The organism is Streptomyces sp. RKAG293 (assembly GCF_023701745.1).
GTDB lineage: Bacteria > Actinomycetota > Actinomycetes > Streptomycetales > Streptomycetaceae > Actinacidiphila.
Window position 1 is genome coordinate 8322336 of record NZ_JAJOZB010000001.1, and the last position, 18605, is coordinate 8340940.

At 72.7% G+C, this 18605-nt stretch carries 14 protein-coding genes; 7 read left to right on the forward strand and 7 right to left on the reverse strand.

What is annotated here, in order from left to right; translation table 11 throughout:
• Positions 1 to 123 precede the first annotated feature (123 nt).
• Positions 124 to 708, reverse strand: coding sequence for a TetR/AcrR family transcriptional regulator (locus tag LNW72_RS36690; protein WP_250979345.1), 585 nt, complete (start codon positions 706 to 708; stop codon positions 124 to 126).
• A 133-nt stretch (positions 709 to 841) separates the two neighbouring features.
• On the opposite strand from LNW72_RS36690, the gene LNW72_RS36695 reads away from it, so the two are divergent.
• Entirely contained in the window at positions 842 to 1792 is a 951-nt protein-coding gene (locus LNW72_RS36695) for an SDR family NAD(P)-dependent oxidoreductase (protein ID WP_250979346.1), read from the forward strand.
• Here LNW72_RS36695 and LNW72_RS36700 read toward each other — a convergent pair.
• Both LNW72_RS36700 and LNW72_RS36705 read right to left on the reverse strand, forming a co-directional pair.
• A complete protein-coding gene (locus tag LNW72_RS36700; RefSeq protein WP_250980453.1) occupies positions 1726 to 5811 on the reverse strand; it encodes a Pls/PosA family non-ribosomal peptide synthetase in 4086 nt (1361 codons plus the stop codon). The two genes, LNW72_RS36695 and LNW72_RS36700, sit on opposite strands and share 67 nt — an antisense overlap.
• A 357-nt stretch (positions 5812 to 6168) precedes the next feature.
• On the reverse strand, positions 6169 to 6846 hold the full coding sequence (locus tag LNW72_RS36705) for a chaplin (protein WP_250979347.1): 678 nt from the start codon (positions 6844 to 6846) through the stop codon (positions 6169 to 6171).
• 209 nt (positions 6847 to 7055) lie between these two features.
• On the opposite strand from LNW72_RS36705, the gene valS reads away from it, so the two are divergent.
• Positions 7056 to 9629: a valine--tRNA ligase gene (gene valS, locus LNW72_RS36710; protein ID WP_250979348.1), complete on the forward strand. Its 2574-nt coding sequence runs from the start codon at positions 7056 to 7058 to the stop codon at positions 9627 to 9629.
• Between the two features lie 88 nt (positions 9630 to 9717).
• On the opposite strand, the gene LNW72_RS36715 is transcribed toward valS, so the two are convergent.
• Positions 9718 to 10200 carry a hypothetical protein gene (locus LNW72_RS36715; RefSeq protein ID WP_250979349.1) on the reverse strand — a complete coding sequence of 161 codons (483 nt, stop codon included), beginning with the start codon at positions 10198 to 10200 and terminating at the stop codon, positions 9718 to 9720.
• A 473-nt stretch (positions 10201 to 10673) separates the two neighbouring features.
• On the opposite strand from LNW72_RS36715, the gene LNW72_RS36720 reads away from it, so the two are divergent.
• Positions 10674 to 11096 carry an STAS domain-containing protein gene (locus tag LNW72_RS36720; RefSeq protein WP_250979350.1) on the forward strand — a complete coding sequence of 141 codons (423 nt, stop codon included), beginning with the start codon at positions 10674 to 10676 and terminating at the stop codon, positions 11094 to 11096.
• 34 nt (positions 11097 to 11130) lie between these two features.
• Here LNW72_RS36720 and LNW72_RS36725 read toward each other — a convergent pair whose 3' ends face one another.
• Complete coding sequence (locus LNW72_RS36725) at positions 11131 to 13146, reverse strand: protein kinase (protein WP_250979351.1); 2016 nt, start codon at positions 13144 to 13146, stop codon at positions 11131 to 11133.
• 212 nt (positions 13147 to 13358) lie between these two features.
• Here LNW72_RS36725 and LNW72_RS36730 point away from each other — a divergent pair, with 212 nt between their 5' ends.
• The 3 genes from LNW72_RS36730 to LNW72_RS36740 all read left to right on the forward strand — a co-directional run bounded on the left by LNW72_RS36730 (position 13359) and on the right by LNW72_RS36740 (position 15723).
• The gene (locus LNW72_RS36730; protein ID WP_250979352.1) at positions 13359 to 13928 is read left to right on the forward strand and encodes a sugar O-acetyltransferase; all 570 of its coding nucleotides are present in this window, start codon (positions 13359 to 13361) and stop codon (positions 13926 to 13928) included.
• Positions 13929 to 14023: 95 nt separating this feature from the next.
• Complete coding sequence (locus LNW72_RS36735; protein ID WP_250979353.1) at positions 14024 to 15010, forward strand: aldo/keto reductase; 987 nt, start codon at positions 14024 to 14026, stop codon at positions 15008 to 15010.
• 179 nt (positions 15011 to 15189) lie between these two features.
• Positions 15190 to 15723, forward strand: coding sequence for a GNAT family N-acetyltransferase (locus tag LNW72_RS36740; RefSeq protein ID WP_250979354.1), 534 nt, complete (start codon positions 15190 to 15192; stop codon positions 15721 to 15723).
• A gap of 292 nt (positions 15724 to 16015) precedes the next feature.
• Here the strand turns inward: LNW72_RS36740 and LNW72_RS36745 are convergent, their stop codons facing one another.
• Complete coding sequence (locus tag LNW72_RS36745; RefSeq protein WP_250979355.1) at positions 16016 to 16672, reverse strand: HD domain-containing protein; 657 nt, start codon at positions 16670 to 16672, stop codon at positions 16016 to 16018.
• Between the two features lie 135 nt (positions 16673 to 16807).
• Here LNW72_RS36745 and LNW72_RS36750 point away from each other — a divergent pair, with 135 nt between their 5' ends.
• A complete protein-coding gene (locus LNW72_RS36750; RefSeq protein ID WP_250979356.1) occupies positions 16808 to 17812 on the forward strand; it encodes a GlxA family transcriptional regulator in 1005 nt (334 codons plus the stop codon).
• Positions 17813 to 17868: 56 nt separating this feature from the next.
• Here the strand turns inward: LNW72_RS36750 and LNW72_RS36755 are convergent, their stop codons facing one another.
• Positions 17869 to 18573 (reverse strand): hypothetical protein, encoded by a 705-nt coding sequence (locus tag LNW72_RS36755; RefSeq protein WP_250979357.1) that lies wholly within the window; start codon positions 18571 to 18573, stop codon positions 17869 to 17871.
• Between the last annotated feature and the right edge of the window lie 32 nt (positions 18574 to 18605).

Genomic DNA, 18605 nt, shown 5'->3' on the forward strand with positions numbered 1-18605 from the left:
AGGCCGATAACAGAAATCCGCGGACGAGTTTCGTCGGGCGTCGGGCGTCGGGCGACAGGCGACAGGCGGTCAGTCGGTCAGGCGTCAGGCGTCAGGCGGTCGGGCTTTGAGGCGATCAGGCCGTCAGGCGGGGGCGCCGGAGCGATAGCGCAGGCCGTCCATCAGCAGATCGAGCAGCCGGCGGGCCAGTTCGCGCTGGGCGGGTTCGCCGGCCGCGAGGGAGACCCCGCTCAGGCTGACGAGGACATCGCCGGGGTCGACGTCCGAGCGGACGGTCCCGGCGGCGGCGCCCGCCGTCAGCAGGGTGGTGAGGGCGGCGACCAGCTGGTCACGGCTGTGGGCGAACGGGTTGCCGCCGGAGGCGATGAGCGCCCGCAGGGCGTCGGCCATGCCGCGCTTGGCCGTCATGTAGTCGACGAAGTGATCCATCCAGGTCCGCGTCGCCTCGTCCGGCGCCATCGTCGCGAGGAGCCGCTCGGCGGCGTCGCACAGCTTGGTGAGCTCGTTGTGATAGGCCGCGTCGACGAGCGCCTCGCGGGTGGGGAAGTGCCGGTAGAGCGTGCCGATGCCCACGCCCGCGTCCTTCGCGATGGCGTCGAGCGTCACCTCCGGCCCGTCCTGGGAGAACGCACGCACGGCGGCGGCGAGCACCCGGTCGCGGTTGCGCTGCGCGTCGGCGCGCAGGGGGCGGGGTCCGGTGGCCGGCACGGTTCCTCCTCGGTGGGTCGACTTGCGAAGCGGAGGATCCTCCGCTTATCGTGGTGCTTAGTGGAGGCTCCTCCGTTTCCAATCCTACTGGCTGGGCCTCCCGCTCCGCACCCCCGAGCGAACGGGAATGATCATGACTTCCGCCACCCCCGCCCCCCTCGCCACGCCGTTCCGTTTCGAGTCCACCGCCGCCGAGGTCGTGGCCGGTGTCGATCTCACCGGCCGCCGGGTCATCGTGACCGGCGGGGCGTCCGGCATCGGCATCGAGACCGTCCGGGCGCTCGCCGGCGCCGGTGCCGAGGTGACGCTGGCCGTCCGGGACCTGGCGGCGGGCGACCGCACCGTCCAGGACGTCATCGCGACCACCGGCAACAAGCAGCTCTCCGTCGCGCCGCTCGACCTCGCCGACCAGGCGTCCGTCGCGGCCTTCAACGCCGCGTGGGACGGCCCGCTGCACATCCTCGTCAACAACGCCGGCATGATGGCCTCCCCCGAAATGCGTACGCCGCAGGGGTGGGAGATGCAGTTCGCCACCAACCACCTCGGCCACTTCGCGCTCGCCACCGGGCTGCACGGCGCGCTCGCGGCAGCCGGCGGCGCCCGCGTCGTGTCCGTCAGTTCCAGTGCCCACCTGCGCTCACCGGTCGTCTTCGAGGACATCCACTTCCGTGAGCGCGCCTACGAGCCGTGGGCCGCGTACGGGCAGTCCAAGACCGCCAACGTGCTGTTCGCCGTCGAGGCCACGCAGCGCTGGGCGGACGACGGCATCACCGTCAACGCCCTGATGCCCGGCGCGATCCGCACCAACCTGCAGCGGCACATCACCGACGAGGAGCTCGAACGGCTCCGTGCCCAGAGCGGTGGCGGCGCCATGCGGTGGAAGACGCCGGAGCAGGGCGCCGCCACCTCCGTGCTCGTCGCGACGTCACCGCTGCTCGACGGCATCGGCGGCCGGTACTTCGAGGACTGCAACGAAGCCGCGCCCAACGAGCCGGGCAGCCGCAGCGGCGTCGCCCCCTACGCCCTCGACCCCGAAGCGGCCGAGCGGTTGTGGCGGGTGTCCACCGAGACGCTCGCCTCGTAGCCGGACGTTCCGTCCTCCGGATCACGGGGCCGCCCCGGGATCCGGAGGCGCCCCGCGTCCACGCCGTCGACGGGCGCCGTGCCCGGCGCCTGCCGCGGCCACGGAGCGACGGGGTTGCCGACCCACCGGGACCCCGCCGGCACGCCCTCGCCGCGCATGACCAGCGAGGCGGCGCCGACGCAGGCTCCGGCGCCGAGCACCGAGCCGGGCAGCACGATGGAGTGCGGGCCGAGCGTGGCGCCCGCCCCGACGTGGACCGCGTCGAGACGCATCAGCCGGTCATGGAACAGATGCGTCTGCAGGACACACCCGCGGTTGACGCTGACACCGTCGTCCAGCCGCACCAGATCCGCCTCGGGCAGCCAGTGGCTCTCGCACCACACCCCGCGGCCGATGCGCGCACCGAGGCTGCGCAGCCAGACGTTCAGGAACGGTGTGCCGGTCAGGGTCGTGCCGAGCCAGGGCATGGCCAGCTCTTCCACGAAGTTGTCGTACAGCTCGTTGCGCCAGACGAAGGACGACCACAACGGGTGCTCGCCCGTGCGGAAGCGGCCCACCAGAATCCACTTGGCCGCCGTCGTGAGGAGCAGCGCGACGATGCCCGCGCCCACGCTCACCAGTCCGCTGACGGCCGCGCCGGCCAGCAGCCCGTACGCGTTGAACACGGCCTGCAGCGCCGCGAGGGACCCGGCGCCCAGCAGCGCGGAGATCAACACCGGGACGACCCGGCACAGTTCCACCGCCGAGCGGGCCAGCACCAGCCGGCGGGGCGGGTCGTAGGTACGGCCGGGGTCGGCGTGGTCCGCGACACGGGGCAGCGGGAAGCCCGGCCGTCCGGTCCACGACGAGCCCGGCTCGGCGTGCTCGGGGGCGTCGGACAGCACCCCGATGAGGGCGTGGTCGGGCAGCTCCCGCCCCGGGCCGACGATGCCGGAGTTCCCGACGAAGGCCCGGCGGCCGACCCGTGCGGCGCCGAGCCGCAACCAGCCGCCACGGATCTCGAACGGGGCGACGAGCGAGTCGTCCGCCAGGAACGCGCCGTCGTCGGCGCGCAGCAGGCCGGGCAGCGCCAGCACGGTGGACGCCTCGACCCGGCGGCCCACCCGGGCGCCGAGCAGCCGCAGCCAGACCGGGGTGAACAGGCTGGCGTAGAACGGGAAGAGCGAGCCGCGCGCCGTGGTCATCAGACCCGACACGATCCAGGTGCAGAAGGCGACACCGCCGTGCGCGCGATGGTGGCCGGGCTTCACCGGGATGCCGAACAGCCGGACGAGGACGACGATCAGGCCCGCGTACGCCGCGACGCCCACCACCATGAGCAGCGGGGTCAGCACCAGCAGCCGCACCAGGACTCCGGTGAGCGTCCCCTCGCCGCGGACCGCCCGGTACGTCATCCACAGCGCGGGCGCCGCCGCGATCAGCGGCAGCAGGTTGAAGACCGGCAGGGCGAGCGCGTAGGCGAGGTCCCAGCGGCGGGCACGGCGGTGGTCGGGGAGCGGCCAGCCGTCACCGGCCGGCGGTGCGCCGGTGACGGGGCGGGCGGGGGAGCCGTGCCACTGCCGGTGGTCCGGAACGTCGCCGAGTACGCAGCTGCCGGGCGCGATGTCGGCGCCTTCGCCGATCCGGGCGCCGGGCATCAGGGTGCTCCGGGTGCCGACGCGGGCGCCGGCCCCGATCTCGACGGCGCCCAGGTGCAGGACGTCGCCGTCCAGCCACCACCCGGCCACGTCGGCCTCCGGCTCGACGGCGCATCCGTCGCCGAACCGGGCCATGCCCGTCACCGGCGGCGCGGTGTGCAGATCGATGTCCCGTCCGACCCGGCAGCCCAGCGCGCGGGCGTAGTGCCGGGCCCAGGGAGTGCCGAGCAGCGAGGCGATGTTGAACATGGCCACCGTCCGCTCCGCCGCCCACAGCCGCAGATGGACCCGGCCGCCGCGCGGAAAGGAACCCGGACGCATCCCGGCGGTGAGCAGCCGGGCCGCCGCCGAGCCGATGGCCACCCGCCCTGCGGCGCTCGACAGCGCCAGCCAGCCGCCCAGGATCAGCCACCAGGAGGTGTGCGGCGCCCAGGGCAGCGGCCCGATGAGGTTGTCGGCCGTGGCGAGCCCGAGCATCCACCGCAGTCCGCCGAGCGTGTACAGCACCGACAGCACCAGCAGTTGGACGGCTCCGGCGCGTCGTGGGGTCGGCCGCACCCGCCGTTCCTCGCGCGGGCCGCCGCCGAGTTCGTCGAGGTGGGCGGCGAGGTCGAGCAGCCGGGGGCGGCCGTAGACCTCCGCCACCGAGACCCCGGGGTACCGCTCCCGCAGGACCGAGACGAGCCGGGCGGCGGCCAGGCTGGTGCCGCCGAGCGCGAAGAAGTCGCTGTCTCCGGTGACCGGCAGGCCGAGTGCCTCGCGCCACTTGCCGGCGAGCCAGGCGGCCGTCTCCCCGAGCGCGGCGGCGTCGCCCGCCGGGTCCGCTCCGGCGTCGGCGGTCGTCTGCAGCGGCCAGGGCAGGGCTGCACGGTCGACCTTTCCCGAGGTACGGGTCGGCAGTTCGTCCACCACGGCCAGGACGGGGACCAGCGTCGCCGGAAGCCGTTCGAGCAGCAGGGCGCGCGCCGCACCCGGGTCGAACCGCGGATCCGGCAGGGCGGTCGAGTCCAGTCCTTTCTTCCCCTCCGGTGGGTCCAGGACGAGGTAGCCGACCAGCACCTGGCCGCCCGCCGCCGTGTTCCGCACGGCCGCCGCGGCGGAGCGCACTCCGGGCAGCGCCCGCAACGCCGCGTCGATCTCCCCGAGTTCGACCCGGCGGCCCGCCAGCTTCACCTGCTCGTCGGCGCGCCCGACGAAGACCAGTCCCTCGGGTTCCGCCACCACCAGGTCGCCGCTGCGGTAGACGCGCGGGCCGCGCAGCCACGGGTGCGGGCGGAACTTCTCGGCGTCCTTGGCGGGGTCGAGGTACCGGGCGGCGCCGACGCCGCCGATCAGCAGTTCTCCCGTCTCGTGCCAGGCGACGGGCTTGCCCTCGCCGTTGACGACGGCGATCTCCCAGCCGTCCAGCGGGGTGCCGATCCTGACCGGCCGGCCCGGCGTCAGCAGCGCGGCGCAGGCCACCACGGTGGTCTCCGTCGGCCCGTAGGTGTTCCACAGTTCGCGGCCCGGCGCGGCCAGCCGGTCGACGAGTTCGGCCGGGCACGCCTCACCGCCGAGGATCAGCAGCCGCACCCGGGCCAGCGACTCCACGGGCCACAGCGCCACCAGCGTCGGGACGGTGGAGACCACCGTGACGCCCCGTTCGACCAGCCAGGGCCCCAGGTCGACGCCCGCCCGCACCAGCGACCGCGGAGCCGGGACGAGGCACGCCCCGTGCCGCCAGGCCAGCCACATCTCCTCGCACGACGCGTCGAACGCCACGGAAAGCCCCGCCAGCACCCGGTCACCCGGGCCCAGCGGCGCTTCCGTGAGGAAGATCCGCGCCTCGGCGTCGACGAACGCGGCAGCCGAACGGTGGCTGACCGCCACTCCCTTGGGACGGCCCGTGGTGCCGGAGGTGAAGATGATCCAGGCGTCGTCGTCGGGTCCCGGGCGGCCCGGCCGGCCACCGGGCCGCTGCGCGGGGCGCGGCACGATCACGCAGCCGGCGCCGATCACCGCGCACACCGCGGCGTCCGACCAGATCAGCTCCGCGCGTTCGGCCGGATCGTCGGCGTCCACCGGTACGTAGGCCGCTCCGGTGCGCAGCACCGCGAGGATCGCCAGATACAGCTCCGCCGTGCCCGACGGGACGCGCACCCCGACCCGGTCGCCCCTGCCGATGCCCGCGGCCGCCAGCCGGTCGGCCAGTTCCGTGACCCGGGCCGTCAGCGCGCGGTAGTCGAGCAGTCCGGGACCGGCGTCGGTTGTGAGGCCCGAGCCCGAGCCCGCTCCCGTGATCGTGCTCGTGTCCAGGGCGGGAGCGTCGGGATGTGCCCGGGCGGACGCCTCCAGCACATCGAGCAGGGTTCTGGCCGGTGCCGCCCCGGCCACCGGCCACACCGCCCCGGCCGCGAGTCCCGGGGCGCCGTCACCGAAGCCGCCGGTGCCGGTTCGGGCTGGGACTTCGCCACGTTGTTCTGGTGCTTTCACTTACCTTGCTCTCGCAGTGTGGCTCAGATATCGGTGCGCGGCGCCCGGTCCCGCCGCCGCGGGAGTCGAGGCCCGCACGGCCCCGCGAGACCGTGAGACGACACTGGTGGTGGATGCACGCTCCCGCGGTGTCCCACGCGGGGAAACGCCTTGTATGCACCCAAATGATGTCATTCACCGACGTGATGGGCCGTCGGCCGACCGATGTGGCGCGGCCGGGGGCCGGGGGAGTTCGGCCGCCGGCCCCCGGCCGCGCCCATGAACCCGTCACGTCCGCGGACGTGACCTCCGGTACAGCACGGTGCCGCCGATCAGCAGGGCCGCCCCCGCCGGTACGGTGAAGCCCAGGGAGTCCGTGCCCGTGTGCGCGAGCGACTCTCCGGCCTCGGCCTGGACGAGCGGGGCCTGATGGCCCGCCGGTACCGGCACGGACAGCCGCGGAGGCGCGGGGAGGGTGCGGACGGGAGGCGTGTCGGGCCGGTTTGAAGAGACGTTTCCGCTCGACGCGTTCCCGATGCCCACGACGCTGACCGAGTTCCCCGTGATGTTCACCGGCAGATCGATCGGCAGCTGCAGGCCGTTGCCCGACAGGAGCCCCGGCGAGCCCTTCGTTTCGCCGTGCGAGGCCGAGCCGCCCGTGGTCGTGGACCGGGTGCCTCCGGTGCCCTGGCCGGCGGCCGGACCCGCGGCAGGACCGCCGCCGGGCGAGACGTTGGCGCAGCCGTTGCCGGACGACGGGTTGAGCAGGCCGGCCACACTGACCGTGTTCCCGCACAGGTTGACCGGAACGTGCACCGGGATCTGCACCGAGTTGCCCGACAGCACCCCGGGGGATCCCACCGTGTCACCACCGGCGCCCGCGTCGGCGTGCGCGTATCCGGCGCTGGCCAGTGCTCCGCCGGCGACCATGGCGGTGAACAGTCCCTTTCTGGCGACCTGTTTCATGGGTTTCCTGCCTTCCGGAATTCCACGCGGACCGAACGTCCGCACCCGTCACAACGCACCGGCGGCATTCGGGTTATGGCTCATATGTATTTCACTCCCTTCGAGTGGTCGTGTACGGCCCGGCCCCGGTGGCCTGGGGTTCCGGCCTGGCGCACGCCGGGGCACCCGGCCCGGGGCGGCGAACCGCACGTCCTTTAGCATGTCGGAGCATGACGTTCACCCACCGCCCGAGCGGCGTTCCCGAGAGGCCCGTCCTCGACGGGCTGGAAGAGAAGTGGTCTCAACGGTGGGACACGTCAGGCGTATACGTATTTGACCGCTCCAGGACGCGCGAGCAGGTGTTCTCCATCGACACCCCGCCGCCCACCGTCAGCGGTTCGCTGCACGTCGGCCATGTCTTCTCGTACACGCACACCGACGCGATCGCGCGGTACCAGCGCATGTGCGGCAAGGAGGTCTTCTATCCGATGGGGTGGGACGACAACGGCCTGCCGACCGAGCGGCGCGTGCAGAACTACTTCGGTGTCCGGTGCGATCCGGCACTCCCGTACGACGCGGACTTCACCCCGCCGGAGAACCCCGGGAAGCAGCAGCTCCCGATCTCCCGGCGCAACTTCATCGAGCTGTGCGAGCGGCTGACCGTCGAGGACGAGAAGGCGTTCGAGGACCTGTGGCGCCGGCTCGGCCTGTCGGTGGACTGGACGCGGACGTACCAGACCATCAACGACGAGGCCCGTGCCACCTCGCAGCTCGCCTTCCTCAACTGCCTCGCCCGTGGCGAGGCGTACATGGCCGAGGCACCGACGCTGTGGGACGTCACCTTCCGCACCGCCGTCGCCCAGGCCGAACTGGAGGACCGCGAGCGGCCGGCCGCGTACCACCGGCTGGCGTTCCACGGCGCCGGCGGCCGCCGCGTCATGATCGACACCACCCGTCCCGAACTGCTGCCCGCCTGTGTGGCGCTCGTCGCCCACCCCGACGACGCCCGCTACCAGGACCTGTTCGGCACGACGGTCCGCACCCCGCTCTTCGATGTCGCCGTGCCCGTGCTGGCGCACCAGCTGGCCGACCCGGAGAAGGGCTCGGGCATCGCCATGGTGTGCACCTTCGGCGACACCACGGACGTCACCTGGTGGCGCGAACTGCGGCTCGACACCCGCCCGGTGATCGGCTGGGACGGCCGCTTCACCGCGGATCCGCCCCCGGGCCTCGACTCCGGACAGGCGCGCGCCGCCTACGGCCGGCTGGCCGGAGCCACCGCGCACACCGCCCGCGAGCGCGTCGTGGAGATGCTGCGGGCCGGCGGCGAGATGGAGGGCGACCCGCGGCCGGTCACCCACACGGTGAAGTTCTTCGAGAAGGGCGACAAGCCGCTGGAGATCGTCACCACCCGCCAGTGGTACCTGCGCAACGGCGGACGCGACGTCCCGCTGCGTGAGGAACTGCTCCGGCGCGGCGCCGAACTGCACTGGCACCCCGAACACATGCGGGTGCGCTACGAGAACTGGGTGAGCGGACTCAACGGTGACTGGCTCGTCAGCCGCCAGCGGTTCTTCGGCGTCCCGATCCCGGTCTGGTATCCGCTGGACCAGGAGGGCAACCCGGAGTACGACCGGCCGATCGCCCCGGACCCGGCGGCGCTGCCGGTCGACCCCAGCGCGGAGGCGCCCGCCGGATACACCGAGCAACAGCGCGGCACGCCCGGCGGGTTCACCGGAGACCCCGACATCATGGACACCTGGGCCACCTCGTCGCTCACCCCGCAGATCGCCGGCCGGTGGCTGAAGGACCCGGATCTGTTCGCCCGGGTCTTCCCCATGGACCTCCGACCGCAGGCCCACGAGATCATCCGTACCTGGCTGTTCTCCACCGTCGTCCGCTCGCACGCCGAGCACGGCGTACTGCCCTGGAAGCACGCCACGATCTCCGGGTGGATCCTCGACCCGGACCGCAAGAAGATGTCGAAGTCCAAGGGCAACGTGGTCACCCCCGCCGACCTCCTCGTCCAGCACGGGTCGGACGCCGTCCGCTACTGGGCGGCCAGCGGCCGTCCCGGCACCGACACGGCCTTCGACACCGGCCAGATGAAGATCGGCCGCCGGCTCGCGGTGAAGATCCTCAACGCCAGCAAGTTCGTCCGCGGCTTCGGCGAGGTGCCCGACGGGACCCCCGTCACCGAACCCCTGGACCGCGCGATGCTCGCCGAACTCGCGGTGGCCGTCGGGGAGGTCACCGCCGCGTTCGAGGACTTCAACTACGCACGCGGCCTGGAGCGTACCGAACACTTCTTCTGGCGCTTCTGCGACGACTACGTCGAACTGGTCAAGGACCGCGCCTACGGCGCCGAGGGCAGTGCCAACGGATCATGGGACACCGCCGCGACGCACTCGGCCCGCGCCGCCCTGGCCACCGCCCTCGACACGCTGCTGCGGCTCTTCGCCCCGGTGCTGCCGTTCGTCACGGAGGAGGTGTGGTCCTGGCACGCCGAGGGCTCGGTCCACCGCGCGGACTGGCCCGCCGCGGCGGAGATCCGCGCCATGGCCGCCGACGGGGACGGTGAGCTGCTGGCGACCGCGGCCGAGGTCATCGCGGCGGTCCGCAAGGCCAAGTCGGAGGCGAAGGTGTCCATGCGCGCCGAGGTGACACAGGCCGTCGTCTCCGGTCCGCGCAAGGTGCTCGACCGCTACGCCCTCGTCGACGCCGATGTGCGCGCGGCCGGCCGGATCGGCGCCGTGGAACAGCGGGAGGACGCCGGACCCCTGGCGGTGCGCGTCAGTCTGTGACCGGCCGGACGGACCGAAGCGGCTGCCCCGGGCCCATGAACCGGGGCAGCCGCGGCTGCGGGGCGCGATCACACGCCGGGAGGAGCGGTCAGTTGGTGTCGGCCCGGCGGCGGCGCAGCATCACGACGCCGCCGGCCGCGACGCCGAGGAGGGCGATGCCGCCCGCGATCCGACCGGTGTTCATCCCGCCGACGGAGCCGCCCAGACCGGTCTTGGCACCCTTGCTCGCCGTGCCGACCTCGAACTGGTAGGTGCTGGTGGCGCCACCGGGACACGCCACGTCGATCGAGTACGTGCCGGCCTTGATGGCGGACTTGATCGTCGCGGTGCCGGTGTAGATGCGCGCCGAGCCGGTGGAGAGCTCCACCTTGCCGGTGAAGGCCTCCGACGTTGCCGAGGCCGAGGAGGCGGTGCAGCCGCCGCTGAGGGAGATCACGACGGAGGAGCCGGGCATGGCCGGGCTCGGGGTGACGCTCAGCGAGGGCTGGTCTGCGGCGTACGCGGCACTGGCCCCGGCTCCGATCGCGACCGAGGCGAGGGCGGTGGTGGCCAGGACCGTGGCTATACGCATGGTGGGATCTCCGTTCACCGACACGGGGAGCGCACCATGTGCACGCAGTCGACTCCATGCCGTGAGATCCATCCAAAGGGGATATGTATCGGCCCGCGCATCCTCGCCGGGGCCTGAGGGTCCCTCAGACGGCGGCACCGGGCGTCGTCCTGGGCAACGATCCGGCAGGTCACAGCATCAGGGGCATCAGGGGTGGCCGCTGCCGCGCGCACCGCCGAACGAGTGGGAGCGCCCTGTCCGGGGCGGCGCCGGGGTGTTGCCGGCCGCCGTGACACAAGGCGTACCTGCACAAAATATGTCGATCAGCAAGGCGTTCGGCGAATTTCACCCACAGGACTGAACTGCCAGCTGCCTGCACGTTTCTGCTTTTCCCACTGTCCCTAGAGTTCAGGGATGTCGCCCGGGACCCCGGTGGTAGTCCGTATGGCTGAGTGCTTCCGTCGATCCGGAAGCTGTTGGACAGGGGACCGCGCATGGATGAGGACACCCCGCCCGCCACCCTGGGCCACGCCTCCCTCCGCTTGGAAGCCGTGCCGCCGCGGCGCCGGCTCGTTCACACCTACGAGTGGGGCGAGTTCACCGTGGTGGAGTTACGCGGGGAGATCGACCTGTCCACGATCGAAGAGGTGGGCGCCGGGGTGTCCGCCGTGACGGAGTCGCCGGGTGCCCTGGTGGTCGTGGACCTGCGGCCCGCCCAGTTCTTCGACTGCGCAGCCCTGACGCTGCTGGTCCGCACCCACCGCCTGCTGCTGGAGCACGACGGCTGGATGGGACTGGTCTGCACCCACCCCTGGCATCTGCGGATCCTGCGGCTGGCCGGCCTCACGATGAACCTGCGCCCCGTCGCGACGGTGGAGGCCGCCTGCGCCCGCGCACCCCGCGGGCGCCCGGAGTGACGCCGGCGGTACGGCGGCCCGGAGTCGGACGGGCTCAGCCGCAGGTGATGTTGGCGTAGTCGAAGGACGCCGTGAAGCGCTGCTTCTGCGGATCGCCCTGGGGCGGCTGGGCGCGGTTGACGACGGAGAGGCCGATCCGGAGTGCCGGTGTCCCCTTGCCGCCCGACGCGCCCGGAGTCGGTGCCTGCCCCAGCTGTTGCCAGGCCGCAGCACCGCTCGCCCGCCAGGACGCGGTCACCGTGTCGCCGGTGCGCCGCAGCCGCAGTTGGACGCTGGTGGCGTCCGTCCTGACGAGCGTCCTGCCCTTGGCCGCCGCGGTGGTGAAGGCGTAGTCGACGGAGACGTACTTTTCGTCGTCCCTGAAGTACTCGAAGGTGATGCCGCCGGTGTCGCCGTAGCCGCGCTCCAGCCGGATGTACCCGTAGTTCACCGCGCTGAGGAACAGCCCGGCTCCCTGGTAGGTGTAGTGCGGGGACGCGCTCACTTCGGTCTCGGCGGTGAAGTTCCCGTTCACCTCCCGGTAGAACATGGGCGCCTTGGCGCCGACCGAGGGGATGTCGGCGCGCAGATCGGCGCCGTCGGCGGCGGTGATGTCGAGCCGGCCTCCGGGGAGCGCGACGGTGTCCTCCAGCTTGTTGATCGGATGCCAGCCGGCGGCGCTCACGTTAGAGGTGAAGGGGTCGTTGATCCCGCCGCAGGGCAGCGCGGTGGCCGGCCCGGCCGGGGTGGGCGCGGCCGTGCTCGGCGCGCCCGAGGCCTTGCCGTCCCCACCCGTGTCGTCCTTGGTGCCCAGCTGGTTCAGCGCGATCGCCACACCTCCGCCGATCAGCAGCACCGTGACGGCCACCGCGAGGATCGCGCGGCGGCGCTTCGGCGGGCGCGGGGCTCCGGGATGCTGCGGGGATTGCGGGGATTGCGGGGCCTGTGGGGCCGGGACCGTGGAGTACGCGCCGTGGCTGCCGGGGCCGCTGTACGCGGTCCCGCCGGAGGCCGGGACGAACGGCGGCGGGCCGAACCCCGCGGGCGGGCCGGCTCCCTCCGCGGGACCCGATCCCTCCGCAGGACCGGGATAGCCGTAGCCGGACGGCGCGGGTGCCGGGGCCGGTGCGGTGAGCGTGGCCGTGGGGGCCGGCGGCGGGTCCAGTACGGTCCGGTCCTCGTCGAGCATCCCCGACTGCCGCAGGATCGCCCGGGTCAGCGGCGCGGGCAGCCAGCGCCCGCCCGAGGTGAACGCCTCGGTGGGCGCCAGCTCGGGGGAGTCCAGCCCGTCCAGGATCTGCGCCGCGCTGGGCCGTTCCCACGGGTTCTTGGCCAGACAGCTCCGAGCCAGCCGGCGCAGTCCGTCCGGCAGGTCGTCCACCTCGACCTCGTCGTTGACCACCCGGTACAGCAGCGCGGGGGTGGGGCCGGTGCCGAAGGGGGACCGGCCGGTCGCGGCGAAGACCAGCACCGCGCCCAGCGCGAAGATGTCGGTGGCGAAGGTGACCTCGCCACCGGTGACCTGTTCGGGCGCCATGAACCCCGGTGAGCCGATCGCCGATCCGGTCATCGTCAGCCCGACGGACTCCAGCGCCTTGGCGATGCCGAAGTCGATGACCTTGGGACCGTCCAGGGCGAGCAGCACATTCGACGGCTTGAGGTCCCGGTGGACCAGCCCCGCGCGGTGGATGGCGACCAGCGCCTCGGCGAGCCCGGCGACGAGCAGGCGCACGGAGTCCTCTGGCAGCGGGCCGAACTCCGTCACGGCGCTGGTGAGGGACGGTCCGGGAACGTAGCCGGTGGCCAGCCACGGCGGGTCCGCGTCCGGATCGGCGTCGATGACCGGTGCCGTGAAGACACCGCTGACCCGTCTCGCCGCCTCGACCTCACGAGCGAACCTGACGCGGAACTGCGGGTCCTGGGCGAGATCGGCCCGGACCACCTTCACCGCGACGGACCGGCCGCCCGGTGAGCGCGCCAGATAGACCTGACCCATGCCGCCCGCGCCGAGCCGTGCACTGATCCGGTACTGCGCGACCTGCCGCGGATCCCCGGGCCCCAGTTGTTCCACCGTGCCGCACCCCCTCCGGAACCCGTGCCGGCCGGGCGCCGCAAGCTCCCCCGCCGGCGAAGCGTCCGGCCCACGATCAGAGTAGAGCCGCCCGGCCCGCGGTGGGGGGTGTCGCGCAAGTCGGCGCGCCCGCCGGATCCGGCGGAGCCGCCGAGCCCGCCTGCCCGCCCGCGCTCTTGGCTATCGTGGCTGCTCCCGGAGAGAGGACCCCTGTGGGCGAGAACAAGGAACGCATGCTGGCCGGCGACTGGTACCTCCCGGTCGACCCCGGCCTGGGCGCGGATTCGGAGCGGCGTGCCGAGCTGTGCGCGGCCTACAACTCGGTCGACCCGGGTGGGCGGCCCGACCCGGCCGGGCGCCGCAGGATCCTGGAGCAGCTGCTCGGCGCGGTGGGCGAAGGGGTGGTGATCCGTGCCCCGTTCCAGTGCGACTACGGCCGTCAGATCACCGTCGGCGCCCGGACGTTCGTGAACTTCGGTGCGGTCTTCCTCGACGCGGCGCCCATCACCATCGGAGCCGATGTGCAGATCGGCCCGAACGTCCAGCTGCTGACGCCGGCCCATGAGCTGGACACCGAGCGGCGGCGGGCCGGCTGGGAGAAGGCGGTACCGATCACGATCGGCGACAACGTCTGGCTCGGCGGCGGGGTGATCGTCTGCCCCGGAGTGACCATCGGCGAGAACACCGTGGTCGGCGCCGGTGCGGTGGTCACCAAGGACCTGCCGGCCGGCGTCCTCGCGGTCGGCAATCCGGCCCGGGTCATCCGCTCCCTGGACACCTGACCGCCCTGGTCGGAGGGGGTTGACTTAGAGCGCTCTCCAGGATGCAGACTCCTGCTCAAAGCCCGGCACCGAGGGGCTCGACGAGGGGAACGCACATGCGGTACCGCACGATCGGCAAGGACCCGGCGACCCGCCGCGAGGTGAGCGTGCTGAGTCTCGGCGCCATGCTGTTCGGCACGATCACCGACGAGGCGACGTCGTTCGCGATCCTCGACCGGTTCGTCGAAGCCGGCGGCACCTTCATCGACACGTCCAACAACTACGCGTACTGGGTCAACGGCACCCAGGGCGGCGAGAGCGAGGAACTGCTCGGCCGCTGGCGCCGCAGCCGCGGCGCCGGCGACGAGCTGACCATCGCCACCAAGCTCGGGGGACGGCCGCTCGCCCCCAGCGCCACCATGGCCCTCGACATCGACGGCCTGTCGGCCAAGACGATCCGGGAGTCCGCGGAGCGCAGCCGGGAGCGGCTCGGTATGGAGAAGCTGGACCTGCTGTACGCGCACACCCAGATCACGAGCGTGCCGACGCGGGAGATCGTCGAGAGCTTCGCCGAACTGGTCGCCGAGGGCACGGTCGGCCTGCTCGGGGCGAGCAACCACTATGCGTGGCGGGTGGAGCAGGCCCGCGGTCTGGCCGCGGCGGCCGGCCTGCCGGGGTACGAGGTCCTGCAGTACCACCACAGCTATCTGCGGCAGCGCACCGACTTCCCGAGCCGGCGCTCCCCGGACGGCCAGGAGGGCGTGCTCAGCGGCGACCACCTCAGCTATCTGCGCTCCGACCCCGAGCTCGCGCTCGTCGCCTACTCGCCGCTGCTGGGCGGCGCCTACGTCCGTGAGGACAAGCCGCTGGGTTCCGAGTTCGACCACTCGGGCACGCCGGTCCGGCTCGCCGCACTGCGGCAGGTGGCCGAGGAGACCGGGGCGACCGCCAACCAGGTGGTGCTGTCCTGGCTGATCGGGTCCGACATCCCGTCGATCCCGCTGGTCGGCGCCTCCTCGGTGGCACAGCTGGACGAGAGCCTGGCCGCGGTCGACCTGGAGCTGACGGCGGAGCAGCGCGAGCGGCTGGACGCGGCGCGGTAGTCCGTCATCGGCCTGGCGAGGGGCTATGTCGGGTCCGGTGCGCAGCCGGCGGAGTGGGGCCTTGGACCACGTGGCTCACTCCGGCGGGAGATCGCGGCGTGCGAGGCCGCGATCCGCCGGACCCGGGGCCGCGGTGGTGCCGATTTCCGCTGGGGGTTCTCGTTCGGCAGGATGCGGGTATGACCGAAATCCGTACCCCCCGCCTCCTCCTCCGTCGCTGGCATGACGACGACCTCGCGCCCATGGCGGAGATCAACGCCGACCCGCAGGTGATGCGCTGGATCCGGGACGGCTCGGTCCGGGACTTGGAGAACACCGCGGAGTCCATCGAGCGCTGGGAGGAGGAGTGGGACGACGAGGGCTTCGGGATCTTCGCCGTCGAGCTGCTCGCTTCCGGTGAACTGGCCGGGTTCACGGGGCTGTCCGTGCCCGAGTTCCTGCCGGAGGTGCTGCCGGCCGTGGAGATCGGCTGGCGGCTCGGGCGGCAGTTCTGGGGCCAGGGGTACGCGTCCGAGGCCGCCCACGCGACGTTGGAGTTCGCCCTCCAGGACCGCGGTCTGGACCGCGTCATCAGCATTCACCAGGTGGGCAACGACGCCTCCGAGAACGTCATGCGGAAACTCGGCATGGTCCTGGAGCGCGAAACCGTGGACCCGGTGTACGGCAGACGGCTCCGCGTGCACAGCATCGACCTCACCGAGTTCCACGCCTGACGACAGGGCGGACACCGACCTGAAGCGGCCGGACGGCATGGTCCGGCCGCGGTCGGGGTTGGCCCCTACCTGACCAGGATTCTTGTGACGGGCGCGACCGGACGGCGAGCAGGCCACCTCGTTCCATGAGGAGATCGAGCGGCAGATCAGGGAGTCCGGGGTCGCCTGGACGTTTCTGCGGGCCATCGACTTCGCCTCCTGGGCCCAGGACCACGCGGACGGCTTCCGCCAGCCAGCACCGGGCGGGGCGGCGGCGCGCGGTGGGCCACGCGCCCGGCCCGGGGCATCCCGTCTACTCGGGCCAGGGTGAGTTCTGGATGGTCTCCACGAAGTCACCACGGGTGAAACCCGGGACGAAGTGCTGGAGGACATCGGCCTTCACGTTCCCGAACGTCGTCTCCGGCTTCGGGGCGATCCCCTCGGTGAACGCCGCCAGGATGCGCCGCTTGAAGTCCGGGCGGGGGTGCAGCGCGGTGATCTCGGCACGGTCGCCGTCGCTGATGTCCTGGTAGCCGATGCCCAGGACGTCGTACTCCACCCCGGCGGTGAGCAGCGCGACCTCCGGCTCCATGAAGGCCGGGATGCCGGGGGTGGTGTGCAGGGCGATGGCCGTCCACACCCGCCGGATGCCGTCCTCGGGCAGACCGTGGCCCAGCAGGAACCGGCGAGCCTCGTCGGCGCCGTCCACCTCGAAGCGGCGGCCGCTGCTACGGAAGGGTTCGCCGAGGCCGAGGTCGTGGAACATCGCGGCGATGTAGAGCAGTTCCGGGTCGAACCGCAGACCGCGGTTGGCGCCCTGCAGACTGCCGAACCAGTAGACGCGGCGGGAGTGGTGGTAGATCAAGTCGCCGACCGTGTCGCGCACCAGCTCGGTGGCCTCGGCGGCGAGCTTGGTGTCCGGCACGGACACTCCGGCGGCGGCACCGGCTTCCTGCCCCTGGATCGTCATGGAACGGCTCCTCTCCTCGGGGAACGGGCCGACCGGCCCTGATGACGCTTCCAGCCTGCCCGCGGGTACGGACCTCCCGCCATGTCCCTGGAGACAGGTACCCCACACATACGGACATGCGGTTACCGTGGACGGGTGCAGCGTCAAGTGATCGTCTTCGCTTTCGACGGGGTGCGGCTGATGGATGTCGCCGCCCCGCTGGAGGTCTTCGCCACCGCCTCGCGGGACACGGGCGCGTACGCCGTGCGGGTGTGCACCCCAGGCGGCCGGGACGTCATCACCTCGACCGGCCTGCGGATCGTCGCCGACCTGTCCGCCGAGCAGGCCGAGCGCGAGCAGTGGCCGGAGGTCACGCTCATCGTCCCCGGCCCCGCCGACCTCGAGACGCTCCGGAAGGAGCCCGCCCTGGTCGACCAGGTGGCCCGGCTGGCGGCGGGGGCGCAGCGGGTGGCGGCGGTCTGCACCGGGGCCTTCGCCCTCGCGGCGGCCGGTCTGCTGCGGGGGCGCAGGGCGACGACGCACTGGGAACATGCGGCGGAACTCGCCCGCCGCCACCCTGACGTCCAGGTCACGCCCGACGCCATCTACGTCCAGGACGGAAAGGTCCTCACCTCGGCCGGGGTGACGGCCGGCATCGACGTCTGCCTCGCGATGGTCGAACAGGACCACGGCCCGGAAGCGGCCCGCCGGGTCGCCCGTGACCTGGTGGTGTTTCTGCAACGGCCGGGAGGGCAGTCCCAGTTCTCCGCCGCCTCCCGCACCACCGTGACGGCGCACCCGGTCGTGCGTCCGCTGCTGGACGCCATCGCGGCCGACCCGGCGTCCGACCACAGCCCGCAGGCGCTGGCCGGCCAGGCCGGTGTGAGCGCCCGTCATCTGTCGCGGCTGTTCCGGGAGGAGACCGGCAGCACCCCGGCCGCCTATGTGGAGACGATGCGGCTGGAAGCCGCCCGGATGCTGCTGGAACGCGGCGAGAGCGTGACGTCCGCGGCCCGGCGCAGCGGACTGGGCAGCGACGAGACCCTCCGCAGGACCTTCGCCCGTCACCTGGGAACCACTCCCTCCGCCTACGCCGCGCGTTTCCGCAGTACGCGCCCGGTGGTTCCGCGGGGTCCGACTGCGATCGTCGATCTCACGTAGTGCCTGGTGAACGCCGGTGGGGCCGGTCCCACCGCGGCCGGCCGGTGGCGGGGGAGCTACGGCCGGGGCTCGCCGTACCAGCGCCATGTGGTGACCCGGGGGTGGCCGGGCAGTTCGGCGCGTCCGGTCGCCCACAGCAGGGTGGTCCAGGGGTCGGTGCCCGTCGGCGCCTCCGGGAACAGCCGGGTGAGCACCCGCGCGCAGATGCCGGAGGGCGGGGTCCAGTCGAGACCGAGTCCCTCGGCCAGATCGTGGGTGTGCACCAGGGTCTCCACGATCCCCATCGCGGCGAAGCCTTCCGGATCCGACACCCCGAAGCCGTGGTAGGCCCTGGTCTGCGACGGCGTCGTACGCACCATGGCGATCAACAGGGCGCCGCACGCCTCCAGCACCTGCAGCAGACCGGCGGATCCCGCCGTACGGTCCGCGTGGACGGCGTTCGCGGGGCCGCCGGGCCGCCGGCTCTCCCAGACGAAGGGCACCTCACCCTCCAGGGGCGGCTTCCTGGGGCCCAGTTGGGCGGCGTAGGCGAACAGATCGTCACTCAGGTGCTCGACGGTCTCCCAGCAGTCCCACTCCAGCGAACCGGCCTTGCCGTCCCAGGCCGCCGCGGGCGCCTGGCGCAGGACGGCGACGGAGAGCTGGACGGCCCGGTCGAGATCGTCCGCGGCCACGGTGGCAGGCGACCGGGACGGCGACGGCGACTCTGCCGGTGACGGGGAGGCGGAAGGTGACGGTGCGGCGTCGGATGAAGAAGACATGGCAGGACCGTACTCCGGGTGACAGGACCCCC